Origin of the sequence: Bacillus sp. ISL-18 (assembly GCF_018613415.1) — a bacterium.
Classification (GTDB): domain Bacteria; phylum Bacillota; class Bacilli; order Bacillales; family Cytobacillaceae; genus Neobacillus.
In genome coordinates this window covers 1-13,049 of the sequence record NZ_JAGGQG010000004.1, presented here as the reverse complement: position 1 = coordinate 13,049, position 13,049 = coordinate 1, and the positions used below count along the sequence as shown (strand labels likewise).

General features: G+C 45.4%; 13 protein-coding genes. All 13 read left to right on the top strand.

Annotated features, from left to right (window positions below; all coding sequences use genetic code 11):
• The first annotated feature begins 71 nt into the window (after positions 1 to 71).
• The 13 genes from J7E81_RS07635 to J7E81_RS07575 all read left to right on the top strand — a co-directional run bounded on the left by J7E81_RS07635 (position 72) and on the right by J7E81_RS07575 (position 12,688).
• Entirely contained in the window at positions 72 to 881 is an 810-nt protein-coding gene (locus tag J7E81_RS07635) for an SDR family NAD(P)-dependent oxidoreductase (RefSeq protein ID WP_251028522.1), read from the top strand.
• Positions 874 to 1,653, top strand: a complete 780-nt coding sequence (locus tag J7E81_RS07630; RefSeq protein ID WP_215041567.1) for an SDR family NAD(P)-dependent oxidoreductase — start codon at positions 874 to 876, stop codon at positions 1,651 to 1,653. The genes J7E81_RS07635 and J7E81_RS07630 overlap by 8 nt, the downstream gene beginning before the upstream one ends.
• Before the next feature lie 13 nt (positions 1,654 to 1,666).
• The gene (locus J7E81_RS07625; RefSeq protein ID WP_215041566.1) at positions 1,667 to 2,137 is read left to right on the top strand and encodes a PPC domain-containing DNA-binding protein; all 471 of its coding nucleotides are present in this window, start codon (positions 1,667 to 1,669) and stop codon (positions 2,135 to 2,137) included.
• A gap of 7 nt (positions 2,138 to 2,144) precedes the next feature.
• Complete coding sequence (locus tag J7E81_RS07620; RefSeq protein ID WP_215041565.1) at positions 2,145 to 3,623, top strand: class I adenylate-forming enzyme family protein; 1,479 nt, start codon at positions 2,145 to 2,147, stop codon at positions 3,621 to 3,623.
• On the top strand, positions 3,620 to 4,759 hold the full coding sequence (locus J7E81_RS07615) for a thiolase domain-containing protein (protein WP_215041564.1): 1,140 nt from the start codon (positions 3,620 to 3,622) through the stop codon (positions 4,757 to 4,759). Before J7E81_RS07620 ends, J7E81_RS07615 begins: the two co-directional genes overlap by 4 nt.
• A 3-nt stretch (positions 4,760 to 4,762) precedes the next feature.
• Complete coding sequence (locus J7E81_RS07610) at positions 4,763 to 5,068, top strand: Zn-ribbon domain-containing OB-fold protein (protein WP_215041563.1); 306 nt, start codon at positions 4,763 to 4,765, stop codon at positions 5,066 to 5,068.
• A 105-nt stretch (positions 5,069 to 5,173) separates the two neighbouring features.
• Positions 5,174 to 6,151 carry a bile acid:sodium symporter family protein gene (locus J7E81_RS07605; protein ID WP_215041562.1) on the top strand — a complete coding sequence of 326 codons (978 nt, stop codon included), beginning with the start codon at positions 5,174 to 5,176 and terminating at the stop codon, positions 6,149 to 6,151.
• A gap of 19 nt (positions 6,152 to 6,170) precedes the next feature.
• Complete coding sequence (locus tag J7E81_RS07600) at positions 6,171 to 7,445, top strand: MFS transporter (RefSeq protein ID WP_215041561.1); 1,275 nt, start codon at positions 6,171 to 6,173, stop codon at positions 7,443 to 7,445.
• Between the two features lie 115 nt (positions 7,446 to 7,560).
• The gene (locus J7E81_RS07595; protein ID WP_215041560.1) at positions 7,561 to 7,836 is read left to right on the top strand and encodes a hypothetical protein; all 276 of its coding nucleotides are present in this window, start codon (positions 7,561 to 7,563) and stop codon (positions 7,834 to 7,836) included.
• A gap of 230 nt (positions 7,837 to 8,066) precedes the next feature.
• On the top strand, positions 8,067 to 9,812 hold the full coding sequence (locus J7E81_RS07590; protein WP_215041559.1) for a DUF4153 domain-containing protein: 1,746 nt from the start codon (positions 8,067 to 8,069) through the stop codon (positions 9,810 to 9,812).
• Between the two features lie 163 nt (positions 9,813 to 9,975).
• Complete coding sequence (locus J7E81_RS07585) at positions 9,976 to 10,893, top strand: hypothetical protein (protein WP_215041558.1); 918 nt, start codon at positions 9,976 to 9,978, stop codon at positions 10,891 to 10,893.
• 40 nt (positions 10,894 to 10,933) lie between these two features.
• Entirely contained in the window at positions 10,934 to 12,100 is a 1,167-nt protein-coding gene (locus J7E81_RS07580) for a hypothetical protein (protein ID WP_215041557.1), read from the top strand.
• A gap of 162 nt (positions 12,101 to 12,262) precedes the next feature.
• Entirely contained in the window at positions 12,263 to 12,688 is a 426-nt protein-coding gene (locus tag J7E81_RS07575; protein ID WP_215041556.1) for an OsmC family protein, read from the top strand.
• Positions 12,689 to 13,049 lie beyond the last annotated feature (361 nt).

Here is a 13,049-nt window from a genome sequence, read left to right as displayed (position 1 = left end):
ATGCATATAACACTGAAAGCGCTTAATCCTTAATACAAAAACTTTTGGCATGATAGTTGCATAGTTAATTCATGAAATGGAAAGGAGTTTTACATATGTGGGAAATTAGCCATAACCAAAGCTTGAAAGGTCAAGTGGCCATCATTACAGGAGCGGCACGGGGAATTGGTGCTGCCTGTGCTAGAGCCCTGGCTAAAAACGGATGCCATATTGTGATCATCGATCTTTTATCCAGTGAAGAAACAGTGCAAGCCATCGAATCGGAAAACCCTGATATCAGGGTCCTGGCGATGCAGGTTGATATACGCAAGAAGGAGGAAGTGCAAAAGGCAGTCAATGAAACCGTTGAACGCTTTGGCAGAGTCGATATCCTGGTAAATAATGCCGGGACCGCATCACGTCTAGGATTGGAGGAAATGACTGTGGAGGATTGGCAGCGTGATATCGATACGAACCTCCTCGGGACCTTCTTGTTTACGCAAGCGGTGATTTATCCTCATATGAAGAACCAAGGCTGCGGCAAAATCATCAACATCAGTTCGGTTTCCGGAATTATTGGGGGAGTTACCTCTTCTCTGCCCGGGAGCAATGGAGGAAGATCCGGCCCTGCCTATGCCGCTTCCAAAGGAGGTATCATCGCCCTGACGAAGTGGGTGGCGAAGGAAGTAGGGGAGCTAGGCATCTATTGTAACAGCATTGCCCCAGGGTCGGTCGTCACGGAACTGACCAGAGGATTGGAGTATCCTTTGGACGGGCAGCCAATCAAGCGGATGGGCGACCCGGCAGACATTGCAGAAGCCGTTGTCTATTTGGCTTCACCTGCTTCGAATTATGTGACCGGTCAAGTTCTGAAGGTATGTGGAGGGCTGGCCATTGGATAACTTGCTAGGAAAATTTATTATGATAACCGGTGCTGCCAGAGGCATCGGTCTAGCTCTGGCGCGCACCGCCGCTGAAAAAGGAGCAAACCTGATTTTGGTCGACCGGGATGAAGCGGCCTTGGGAGAGGCGAAGCGGGAATGTCTGAAGCTGACCGACTATGTGAAAAGTGTGGTCATGGATATTACGAATGTTCAGGAAATGAGGGAAACGGTAGACCAGGTCATTGCGGACACGGAGCGAATCGATGTTTTGATTAATAATGCAGGAATCATGCAGACCAAACCTTTTCTGGAAATGGAGGAGGAGGATTGGGACCGTGTGTTGTCCGTCAATTTAAAAGGGCTGTTCTTTCTTTCTCAAGCAGTCGGGAAGCATATGATCACAAGGCGCCAGGGGTCTATCATTCATATTTCTTCGATCGCCGCCCGCTTTCCCCGCCCACTGGCCATGCATTATGGGGCGTCAAAAGCAGCGGTGCTTAGCTTAACAAAGTCGATGGCAGATTTTTTTGGAGAAAATGGAGTGCGGGTCAATGCGGTTTGTCCAGGTCCCATGGAAACGGAAATGCTGCAGGCGATTGGCCGTGACCGGGCTTCCCTCTTTGGCGGTTCCGCGGAAAAAGCCATTCTTGATTATGTGGGCCCGATTCCCCTTCAGCGAGTGGGACAGCCCGAGGAGGTGGCCGAAGCTGCTTTATTCCTCGCTTCCGATCAAGCTGCTTACATTACTGGCCAAGCGCTCAATGTTTGCGGCGGCGTGCAAATGATGTAAGGGGGGAGGAATTATGCCGGTCAAAAGACAATCGGTCTATAACCGTGATCAAGGCGTCATTTGGGGAACTCTGGCAAAAGGCCAGGATTTAATGCAAGGGCTGCTTGAGGAATGTGAATACCATGGAATCGATACCGGCATGGTGACCTGTATCGGATCCCTTCAGCAGTCCCATTACGTATATGGAATTAAAGGCCCTGATGGACAACCTGCCTACAGTGATCCTGTGACCATTCAAGGCGTCATGGAAATCCTTCAAGGCACAGGAATGATCTGCCGCAATCAGGAAGGGGAACTTGACCTGCATTTTCATGGAATGTTTATTGACCAGGACGGCCTGATTCGCGGAGGGCATTTTCTCAAGGGAAACAATATCATCTTGGTTACCTTGGAATATACGATTCTTGTTGGCCAGGAAATAGAAGCTGTACGTGCGTACCGCCCTCAATTGGGCTTTCAAACTATTCAATACCGAAGGAAGTGATGATGGAATGGAAACGATAGCGAGCCTTGCTAGAAAGACCTGCTTTAGATATGCAAATAAGGCGGCACTGACGGATGGGGAGACTACCTATTTATACAAGGAGCTGTCTGAACGGTCCGCCCGCTTAGCCCATGCGCTGCTTGACCGCGGCTTGCAGAAGGGTGATCGGGTCGCGATCCTGATGTCCAACCGATTAGAGCATATCGAATTGGACGTAGCCATCGCTTGGGCGGGGCTGATTAAGGTTCCCCTCAATTACAGAATGCATTCGAAAGAGCATGAATACATTCTCGAGCATTCAGAGGCCAGCCTGTTGATCGCTGAACCCCTTTTGCTGCAGGGAATCGAGACACTGTGTCCAATAGTAACCACAGCAGAATACGAGGAATGGATCTCACCGTATCCGGAAAGCATGCCGGCTATTGAGGTGGCCGAAGACGATACCTACGCCATTATGTATACATCCGGAACAACCGGAAGACCCAAAGGGGTCATGCTTACGCATCGTAATTTCCTTTCAGGTGCGCTTTCTTTGATCATGGGCTGCGGGATTACACAGCAGGATGTAATTGGGCATGTCGCCCCGCTCACGCACGGCAGCAATTTCCTGGCTCAATGCGCACTTTTATTGGGGTGTAAGCAGGTAGTCTTCAATAAGTTTGAACCGAAGGATTTTCTTGAGGCCATTGAAAAGGAGAAAATTACCACCGTCTTTCTGGTGCCGACGATGGTCAATCTGATGATTCATGAAGCGAGCTTCCCTTCAAGGGATCTTTCCTCCCTAAGGACGATCAATATGGCAGGTGCCCCGATGGCCGTGGAAAAAATCAAGGACGCGTTAGAATGGCTCGGTTCTAAAATTTGTGAAACATATGGACAGGTCGAGGCTCCCATGACCATCACGATGATGCCGAGGGAAGAGTTGGCCAATAAGCCTGATTCCTGCGGGGCCATCGGTCCTTTTGTGGACGTAAAAATTGTAGATGATCAAGGGAACCCATTGTCCGCTGGAGAGATCGGTGAGGTCATTTGCCGGGGATCTCTCGTGATGAAGGGATACTGGAATCAGCCCGAGGCCACAGCCGAAACATTAAAGGACGGATGGCTCCATACCGGTGATTTGGGGTGGCTGGATTCGCAAGGGTTTCTGCATCTTGTCGACCGCAAGAAGGATGTGATTATCAGCGGAGGAGCGAATGTGTATCCGCGGGAAGTGGAAGAAGTGCTAAATCTTCATTCGGCTGTTAAGGAAACCTGTGTTTTTGGCATCCCTGATGAGAAATGGGGAGAGGCTGTGTATGCACATGTTGTGCTGAAAGAGGGGCAGCAGGTGACAGAGCAGGAGCTGATCGAGCTATGCAGGAATCACTTGGCCGGATATAAAAAGCCAAAAGCCATACTCATCGTGGATACTTTGCCGAAAAGCTCGTACGGAAAAATCATGCGCAAGGAAATTCGTGCAGCTTATTGGGGGGTATCCCAATGAGAAAGGTTTCCGTAACAGGTATCGGCATGACAAAATTCGGCAAGCATCCTGATAAGAGCATCAAATCTCTGGCCGTGGAAGCGGGCCGGGAAGCGCTGCGAGATGCAGGCAAGCCGAAAATCGATGCAATTTTTGTGGGCAATTTTATGGGAGGAAGCTTGGCCGGACAAGAAATTCTGGGTTCGATGCTTGCAAGCTCGCTTGGATTGGGTGCGATTCCCGCCGCCAAAATGGAGGGAGCCTGCGCTTCTGGGGGGATTGCTTTCCGGCAGGCTTACCAGCTGATTGCGGGAGGAATCTATGACCGGGTCCTGGTTATAGGGGTTGAAAAGATGACACATGCCGGAACGGAGACTGTGACACACTCCATTAACACGGCGATGGACAATGACTCCAATGAGGGACCAGCCGGATTGACGTTCCCTGGATTTTTCGGCATTGTGGCCAATCGCTACTTCTATGAAACAGGTGCACGAAAAGAGCATTTAGCCATGGCAGCCATGAAAAACCGCCAATATGCACTAAATAACCCAAGGGCCCAATTCCAAAAAGGGACTTCCATAGATGAAATCCTGAAGGCACGAATGATTTGTGACCCGCTCGGATTATTTGATTGTTCCCCGATTACAGACGGTGCGGCTGCGGTGGTTCTTTCCGCAAAAGAGCAGGGTGTCCAGGTGCTTGCCTCTGGTCAAGCCTCGGGTCCGCCGCTCATGCAGGAGATTCCGGAGCTGCTGACGATTTCTGCAACGGTGGAAGCGGCACGGCAAACCTATACCCAAGCGGGATTGGGCCCTGATGATATCGATGTGCTCGAGCTTCATGATTGCTTTTCCATGACCGAGCTTTTAGCCATTGAAGATCTTGGCTTTTTCGAAAAGGGAACCGGCTGGCAGGCCGTCCGGCAAGGACTGACACAGCATGGCGGGAAGATTCCGGTTAATACGAGCGGCGGTCTCCTTTCCCGCGGCCATCCGATCGGTGCCACCGGTGTTGCGCAAATTATTCAGATTGTCTCCCAGCTTAGAGGAACAGCAGCCAATCAAGTGCCAGGGGCCAGGATCGGCATGGCGCAAAACTTGGGCGGCACGGGCGCGTATTCCGTCGTCCATCTTTTTGCCGGAAAGGGGGTTTAGCGCATGGATATCATCGTGGTAGTTTGCGAGGAATGCGGCCATCAAGCCCTCCCGCCTATATATACCTGTCCAAAATGCACCTCCAATGATTTCGTTGAAATGAAACACACAGGCACAGGCAGCATCTATTCGTACACCACGATTCGCGTGGCGGCAGGAAAGTATGAACCACAGCTGCCTTATATCGTTGCCTTGGTCGAATTGGAAGGGGGATTAAGAGTCACGGCACGCTTAGAGGGAGAGCAAGCTTCTATCGGGCAGTACGTGAAGATGAACAGGGTAGAGGAATCAATTTATTGGTTTGAATAGGGGATAGGATTATTTTGGTAAAATTGTACCATTTAAAATAATTGGACAATTTGGAATAATTATTTTAATAAACTATCCTTTGGAATGTTTGGAGGCTCCTAAACAATGAAAATCGTAACATTTGTGATCGCCCGCTTAATGCCAATTTGGATACTAGCATTTGCTGCATGGGCTGTCTTTATGCCGGGGTTATTCTCTCCACTTAGTGCTATTAGCAGTCTTGCCCTTGGTTTTGTCCTGTTGATTATGGGGCTGACGCTGGATCTAGCGCGCCTGAAGGTACTAATTCAAAAACCCAAGGCCCCTCTAGTGGGTTCAGCCGGAAAATGGGTGATTGCTCCGCTCGTTTCGCTGCTTGTGGCGTATCTATTTTTTTCATCCACCCAGTTTTTTGCAGGGGTTGTCATGGCGGGGATTGTTCCGAGCGGCACTTCGGCTAATTTGAACTCTTTGATTGCCAAAGGGGATCTTGCTTTGAGCATCACCATGTCTGCGGTGGACACGTTGATCGGCCCGTTGATTACGCCGGCTTTAGCGAAGCTTTTTATTGGTTCAAGTGTGCATTTTGCCTATCTGCCTTTTCTATGGAAGATGACAAAAATTGTTTTTTTACCATTAATTATCGGAATATTTATACAATATAAATTTCCGAAGATCCAGCAGCAGGTGAAACCGGCCGCACCGATTTTTTCTTCGGCTGCTTTGTATATCGTGGTTTTGGGCATTGCCTCCCAGGCCAGTAAGCCGCTGCTGGGTCATCCGGCCATTTTACCTTCCTTATTTTTATGTGTCATTTTGCAAATTATTCTGCAGATGCTGCTGGGCTATGGTTTTGCGAAATTCTTCCGCTTTGACGAAGCGGAGTGCCGGTCGATTGTATTTGAAGTCGGAATTTGCAATGCTGCTTTAGCGACTGTTTTGGCGAATGATACATTTGGGCCTTTGGCAGGGCTGGCTTCGATGGCGAACATGGTTTGCAATTTGACGCTGGGAAGTCTGTTGGCTGCGATTCTAGCATCCATACCTGTCAAGAAAAGCCTGAAAAAAGGAATCATCAAGGAAATACCATACAGTAAATTTTAAAATTGGGAGAGTGAAAATAATGAAAAAGATTCCAAAAGCCCGCTGGTACCGTATTGGACTTTTACTTTTTTTAATTTATCTGACGGCTTTTGTGGACCGTTCCAATATTGGAATGGCCGCCCCTTTAATGGTTAAATCCCTTGGACTTTCCACTGCTAGTGTAGGAGTTTTGCTTTCTGGTTTCTTCTGGGGATATGTGCTTACCCAGATACCGGGAGGATGGGTTGCCGGTAAATTTAGTGCCAAATCAATGATTGTTTTTGCCTTAGTCGTTTGGGGAGCAGCCGCGATGCTCACTGGTGTCGTTCATAGCTTTACTGCCTTAATGGCCGTTCGTTTTCTCATGGGATTGGCTGAAGGTGTCGTGTGGCCAGCGTTTTCCATTTACTTTGTGAACTGGTATCCGGATGAAGAAAGGGCCCGGGCCATCAACTTTTCGGAAATGTCGCTTCCTATCTCTTCCATTATCATGTCTCCTTTGGCGGGCTGGATGATCCATACTTGGAATTATGAGATGATGTTTATTTTACAAGGAATTCCTCCATTGATTTTAGCGGTTGTTTTCTATTTCTTGGGCGCGGATTCTCCTTCCAAAGATCGCTTGCTCTCTAAGGAAGAGCGGGATTATCTGGAGAAAAATAAGTCAACAGCCATTAAAGAGAAGGGTTCTCTTCTGGAGGTTATTACAAATCCGAAAATTTGGGTGTTTTGTATCATTTACTTCCTTTGGATTACTGGATTATATAGCTTCGGCCTGTGGATGCCGAGCTTGATGAAACAGTTAAGCAGTTCTGGAATTCAGGCAATCGGTTTTCTGTCTGCGATTCCATTTATCCTCGCCGCCATCGCTATGTATGTAACTGCTACTTTGTCAGATCGCCGCGGCGGGAAACGGAGCACGTTTGTCGCGGTTGCTTTAGCTATCGGAGGACTTGCTCTCATTGTGGAACATTTTATAGGTTTAAGTCTTGTTGCTAACATGATTGTGTTGATTGTAGCCGGTATCGGCATTTACGCGGCCATGGGGCCATGGTGGGCATGGGCGATGTCATTCGTGCCGCGTGATCAAGCGGGGACGGCCAATGGTCTTATTAATCTGTGCGGGAATTTCGGCGGAATTGTAGGTCCTATCGTTGTTGGTGCGGTCGCACATGATGGTAATTTGATCAATGGTTTTTACGTATTAGGATTTGCGATGGTCTTGGGCTCCCTTCTTGCCGCCTTTGTGGCAGGGCGCTTTAAAGTAACCGATTCAGCAGAACATGAAGCAAGCGGGAAACCAGTTCAAGTGTAATTTAATAAGTCTTAGAAAAAGCGTGTCCTGACATTAGGCGCGCTTTTTTTATTGTTACGGTGAACCTATCATAGGTTATGAGCTTTATAAGCCAAGAGGTGAAATAATACGAAGCATGGTTCTTTATATTGACCATATCGGCATCCGATTTACCGTGGCGGTCACAATTTCAAGTTATTTTGACCATATTGGCATCCGATTTACTGTGGCGGTCACAAATCCAAGTTATTTTGACCATATTGGCATCCGATTTACTGTGGCGGTCACAATTCTAAGTTATTTTGACCATATCGGCATCCGATTTACCGTGGCGGTCACAATTCTAAGTTATATTTTGATCATTGGAACTGAAACCATTTTTAACGTGTTGAACATCTTGTGTAAAACCTAGGATATTAGAAACTGGCTGTTTTTGGAATAAATTAGATCATCTTGTTAATTCCCCGGGAAATGTGAAGGGTTTTAGTGAAGTTTGTCGAATCGAATTTCTTTGAAAAATAAATAGAAAATGCAGTTTTTGAAGGGGATAAAAGAGTAGGAAATACCCATATCGTGTGGCGATACATGATATAATTTTATTAGAAATATATGGAATCATCTGTAAAGGGAGGTTTGATGGAGATGAAATGGTTGAAAAAGTGTAAAGATCGACTTACTGGGTTGAGTGACGCCATTAGCCGTTTCCCTTTAACCACATTATTCTTATTAGCCGCCGTCTTGGTTAATGCCTATTCAATCAGCACGGAAAAGGATGATACGAAGATACTATTAACCTTTATCCTGGGTGCATTCCTTAGCGCCGTCACTCAGGTAGTCTATGAACGATTCTTTTCAAAATTTTCGTCTCGACTGGCGCTGATGGGAGCGGCGATCATTCTAACGGGTGGATATTACTTGATTGTTAGGCCGGCTCCAAATTTAAGTACAGAGATGGAAATTAGAACGGTTGTGGCCATGTTTGCGCTGCTTTGGGCCTTTATCTGGGTGCCTGTAATCAAAAACAGCAACAGTTTTAATAAAAGCTTCATGATAACCTTTAAGTCATTTTTTATTTCCCTCTTTTTCTCTGGAATTATCTTTGTCGGAATCGATATTATCCTAGTTGCTTTTAATGAGTTGATTTTTCAGATTGGATACACGGCTTACCCGCATACAGCAAATGTTATCTTTATTCTTTTTGCACCCCTGTACTTCCTATCGCTTATCCCTCATTATTTACGGGCGAAGGACGACACCATTGATCAAGCTGCACATTGTCCGAAGTTTCTAGAAATACTGTTATCCTATATCATGATTCCGTTACTAGGTGTGTTTACGCTCATCTTAGTAGTTTATATTTTCAAAACCATTGGCGGGGCCTTTTGGGATGATAACCTGCTGGAGCCTATGCTCGTCTCGTATGCTATTACCGTCATCTTGCTTTATATCTTAGTGAGTGAGCTTGAGAATAAGTTTACGGATTTTTTTAGAAAAGTTTTCCCAAAGGTACTCATCCCGATTGTGCTCTTTCAGATAGCTTCATCGGTCATAAGTCTAACGGATACAGGCATTACACATACCCGATATTATGTTATTTTATTTGGACTATTTGCTATTATTTCTGGTGTTTTATTAAGCTTTTTACCTGTATGTAAAAATGGCGTGATTGCCGCCTTGTTAATTATTTTTTCGGCTATTTCGATTATTCCTCCAGTTGATGCGTTTACCATCAGCCGAAACAGTCAGATTTCCACGCTTGAAAATGAGCTTTTAAAGTATGATATGCTTGAAAATAATCAGATTAAGCCTAACGGGACAGTCTCTGAAAAGGATAGAGAGATTATTACCGAAACGGTTCATTACTTAGACCAAATGGGCTATCTAAAGGAAATTAACTGGATACCGAAAAATTTTAATATTTATAATGATTTTGAGGATACGTTTGGCTTTCGTGAGTATCACGCGACGGGGGAGGAAAACCAATCTTTTTACCTGACGGTTGAGCCGCCAATGTCTTTAAATATTGCCGGCTTTGATCGATTTGTTCAAACTGATCTTTATCCCTTCGACCATAATGGTGAGAAGGAAATTAGCCATTTTAAAAAGGAAAGCAAAACTTATTCCTTGTTGAAAGAAACAAAAGATAAACGGAGCGATTTGAAAGTAGCGGACCAAAACGGTAAAGAGCTTATCAGATTCAATACACAGGAGATCTTTGATAAGTTTGATGATTATCAGGCTGATAAAGGGACGATTAAAGCAGAAGAAGCCATATTCACAAAGGAAAATGACCGTGCCAAGATAACGATTGCGGTCCAAAATGTTAGCATTGAGAAGCAAACAAAGCAGAACAATGCGGTTGTGTTTGTTTTTGTTCAAATTAAATAGATTTAGGTCCCTCTTATTGAAGAGGGATTTTTTTTTCAAAAAGTCAGGTAAATAGATGGAGTGAGTATAGGAAAAAAGAATTGTTTCTGCAACCAGCGGTCAAAAAAGGTAGAATCTCCCCGAATGTTGTCATTGAACGTGACAAATGAGGAAAGGGGGTGAGATGTTGCACTTCCGATCGTTTATTATACCTGCTCTTATGGCGGGGGCCGCTCTATTTCTGCCAAACCAAGCGTTTGCCGAGAAACATGAGCCCAGCGGACAAGCGAATGCCCATGTGGCAGAGGCACAGCCTTCTTTAAAACAAGGTAATATAGTTGTGAAACAGGTAAGCGTCCCTTTGAAACCTCAACAGGTTAAGACTGTTGTGGAAAAAAAGGCTGCGGTACCAGCACCTGCTAGTAAAGCAAAAGGTCAGGCTGTCCAGCGTGGACCGAAACAAGCGGTTTCTCCAAAACAAACCGTACGAACCAAAGCCTTGCCGGTTCAGGCTGTCCAACGAGGCGCGAAACAAGCGGTTTCTCAGAAACAAATCCTAGGAACCAAAACATTGCCGTCTCAGGCAAATGGAAATGGATATGGCCATTCTGCCATCAAGAACGAAGAGAAGCCCGCTGTTGTAAACACCGTGCAGGAAGAAAAAAATCAATCCGTAACGGATCAACCTCTTAAACAAGCTAATATTGCTGTTGAAAAAAGAACGGCCGCTCCAAAAGAGCAAGTTCCCGTTTCAGTGGAGATGAAATCTAAGAAAGTCAAGCGTATCGAGCCTGCTGCACCAGTACCCGTAAAGAAAAAGGTGCCGGCAAGTGAAGAAGAACTTCCGACTGTCGATCAGTCCTTGAACCCAGCACCGCGTTCTAACAGCGGCAGCGGCGGCCAGTCGAATGACCGCGTTAGCCAAGGCTTACATACGATTAGCTTTTTGGAAAAATGGTTTGAATGGAACAAGCACTATGAAATAAAGCTTGTTCAGCCGTTTCTTTCCCGCTATAACCTAAAGCACCACCAATGGGTAAATGCGCCGCCATCACCGCCGCCGCAGACAGTTCCTTTTTTAAAAACCGTTACCCGCAGCTAAAGCCTACGGAATACGCAAATTAAAAGGAGCGAATTATAAAATGAAACATTATTTAAACCCTAGTAAAGTGATGAAATCTTTCGTATTAGCTGGAGCATTATCAGTTGGAGTTTTTGCAGGAGGTCATTTTACCTTAGCGGCTGGGCCTGACCATGCTAAAGCAGGACATGCTGTTCAGGTTAAAGCTACTGTAAAGGCAAATGGGCAGGAAAAGCATGTTTCTAAGCCTGTTGTTACTGTTAAGCCAGTGGTAAAAGAAGTGAAGGTCCAGCAGCCGAAAGCTGAAAAAGTGAACAAATCTCAAGCAAGCGTGCATGCAAGTGAAACAGCCAAACAGCATGCAAATCCGAACTCAGCTGTTCTTGGGAAGGTCGGTAAAACGGAAGAGACTGTAACGAAGGAAGTTCCGGCTCAACAACCAGTCGTGGAAGTAAAGGAAGAAGCTAAACCGGTCGTTACAACAGAAACTCAAACGACTAAACCTGTAACGGATGTTGAAAAGGAAACGGAAAAGGTCGAAACTCCAAAAACAGAAGACGAAGCTATTAAAGTTGAAACTCCCAAAGCAGAGGACGAAGCTATTAAAGTCAAAACTCCTAAACAAGAAGATGAAGTGTCTGTGAAAGAGGACGAAAAGTCAACTGAAGTGGAAGCTGATACAGCAGCTAAAACAGAGGAGAAGGAAGACGCTGATAAAGATGATGATGCGGATTCTAAAAAAATCGTTAAAGACCAGGATGCTGTCGTGAAAACGAAAGAGGAAGAAGATGCCGAGTCAGCTTTGGAAGATGTTGAAAAGGAAGATGCCGACTCAACTTTAGAAGAAGTGAAAACAGAAGCTAAGGTAAATCCTTCCGCTGCTAATAAAGCAAAATCTCAAGCAAGTGCGCATGCGAGTGAAACAGCAAAGGCTCATGCCAATGAACATTCTGCTGTACTAGCTGGTGAAGCAGTTACTGAAGATCAAACGGCGGAGGCAACTACACCTGTTGCAGAAGATGAAACTGCAGTAGTAACTGATGAAGTTTCTGAAGATAAAGCTGTAACTGAAGAAAAGACTGAAGCTACTGAAGCTAAGGCAGATGAAGAAGCAGTAGTAGCTCGAGAAGTTCAAGATGAAGATCAAGTCACTACTGAAGAGAAGACAGAAGCAACTGAAGTGGAGGCAGAAGACCAAGTTGTAACTGAAGATGCTGTTAAAGAATAATTTATAAAGTAAAGAACCCCTTTCGCTAGAGTGGAAGGGGTTCTTGTTCTTCATAAAAGCACTTTACATAAAGTAAATATAGAAATATCTAGTTTTATAAAGTAAAAAATAAGAAACGACCCTAATGGCAAGAATAAGCAAATAGAAAGGGGAATGTCTAAGATGGATTTAACAATTAATTGGAATGGGAAAATGGCATTTGCAGGCACAACTCCCTCCGGCCATGAAACCAAATTGGATGCCGCACCTGAGGTCGGTGGAGAAAATACGGGTGCAAGACCAACCGAACTCCTCCTCCAAGCCGTTGCAGGCTGCACCGGAATGGATATTATCTCCATCCTCCATAAAATGCGTCTCGAGCCCAGTTCCTTTCAAATAGATGTGGAAGGCAAACGGGCAGAGGAGCATCCTAAACGATTTACCAACATCAATCTCCATTATGCTTTAGACGGGGAATTACCCGAAGACAAAGTCATCCGTGCCATTCAGCTGTCAAAGGAAAAATATTGCTCCGTTTCTCATACCTTAAATGCTGAAATCACGGTTAGCTACTCCATTAATGGGGTTAAAGGGGAAAAGGCGATATAAGGTTTAAAAGTAACTGCCTTAGTTATGGCAGTTACTTTTATAAATACCTGTTCATAACCCCCGAAGGAGAACCCCAAATTGGTTTTCGACAGATAAGAATGGTTCATAACCCCTGAAGGAGAACCCCAAATTGGTTTTCGACAGATAAGAATGGTTCATAACCCCTGAAGGAGAACCCCAAATTGGTTTTCGACAGATAAAAAGGGTTCATAACCCCTGAAGAAGAACCCCAAACTGGCTTTCGACAGATAAGAAGATTAAGTCCATATAATTGTGTAAAAAGAATAGGTCATCATCATGACCCGTGTTACAATGTTTTCGACCAAGAAAACCATAAAACGGAGGACATGATGATGATCTA

Excerpts from the sequence above, each read along its gene's own strand:
- J7E81_RS07635 (WP_251028522.1), top strand. The coding sequence starts at position 72 with ATGAAATGGAAAGGAGTTTTACATATGTGGGAAATTAGCCATAACCAA.
- J7E81_RS07625 (WP_215041566.1), top strand. The coding sequence starts at position 1,667 with ATGCCGGTCAAAAGACAATCGGTCTATAACCGTGATCAAGGCGTCATT.
- J7E81_RS07620 (WP_215041565.1), top strand. The coding sequence starts at position 2,145 with ATGGAAACGATAGCGAGCCTTGCTAGAAAGACCTGCTTTAGATATGCA.
- J7E81_RS07615 (WP_215041564.1), top strand. The coding sequence starts at position 3,620 with ATGAGAAAGGTTTCCGTAACAGGTATCGGCATGACAAAATTCGGCAAG.
- J7E81_RS07610 (WP_215041563.1), top strand. The coding sequence starts at position 4,763 with ATGGATATCATCGTGGTAGTTTGCGAGGAATGCGGCCATCAAGCCCTC.
- J7E81_RS07605 (WP_215041562.1), top strand. The coding sequence starts at position 5,174 with ATGAAAATCGTAACATTTGTGATCGCCCGCTTAATGCCAATTTGGATA.
- J7E81_RS07600 (WP_215041561.1), top strand. The coding sequence starts at position 6,171 with ATGAAAAAGATTCCAAAAGCCCGCTGGTACCGTATTGGACTTTTACTT.
- J7E81_RS07595 (WP_215041560.1), top strand. The coding sequence starts at position 7,561 with ATGGTTCTTTATATTGACCATATCGGCATCCGATTTACCGTGGCGGTC.
- J7E81_RS07590 (WP_215041559.1), top strand. The coding sequence starts at position 8,067 with ATGAAATGGTTGAAAAAGTGTAAAGATCGACTTACTGGGTTGAGTGAC.
- J7E81_RS07585 (WP_215041558.1), top strand. The coding sequence starts at position 9,976 with ATGTTGCACTTCCGATCGTTTATTATACCTGCTCTTATGGCGGGGGCC.
- J7E81_RS07580 (WP_215041557.1), top strand. The coding sequence starts at position 10,934 with ATGAAACATTATTTAAACCCTAGTAAAGTGATGAAATCTTTCGTATTA.
- J7E81_RS07575 (WP_215041556.1), top strand. The coding sequence starts at position 12,263 with ATGGATTTAACAATTAATTGGAATGGGAAAATGGCATTTGCAGGCACA.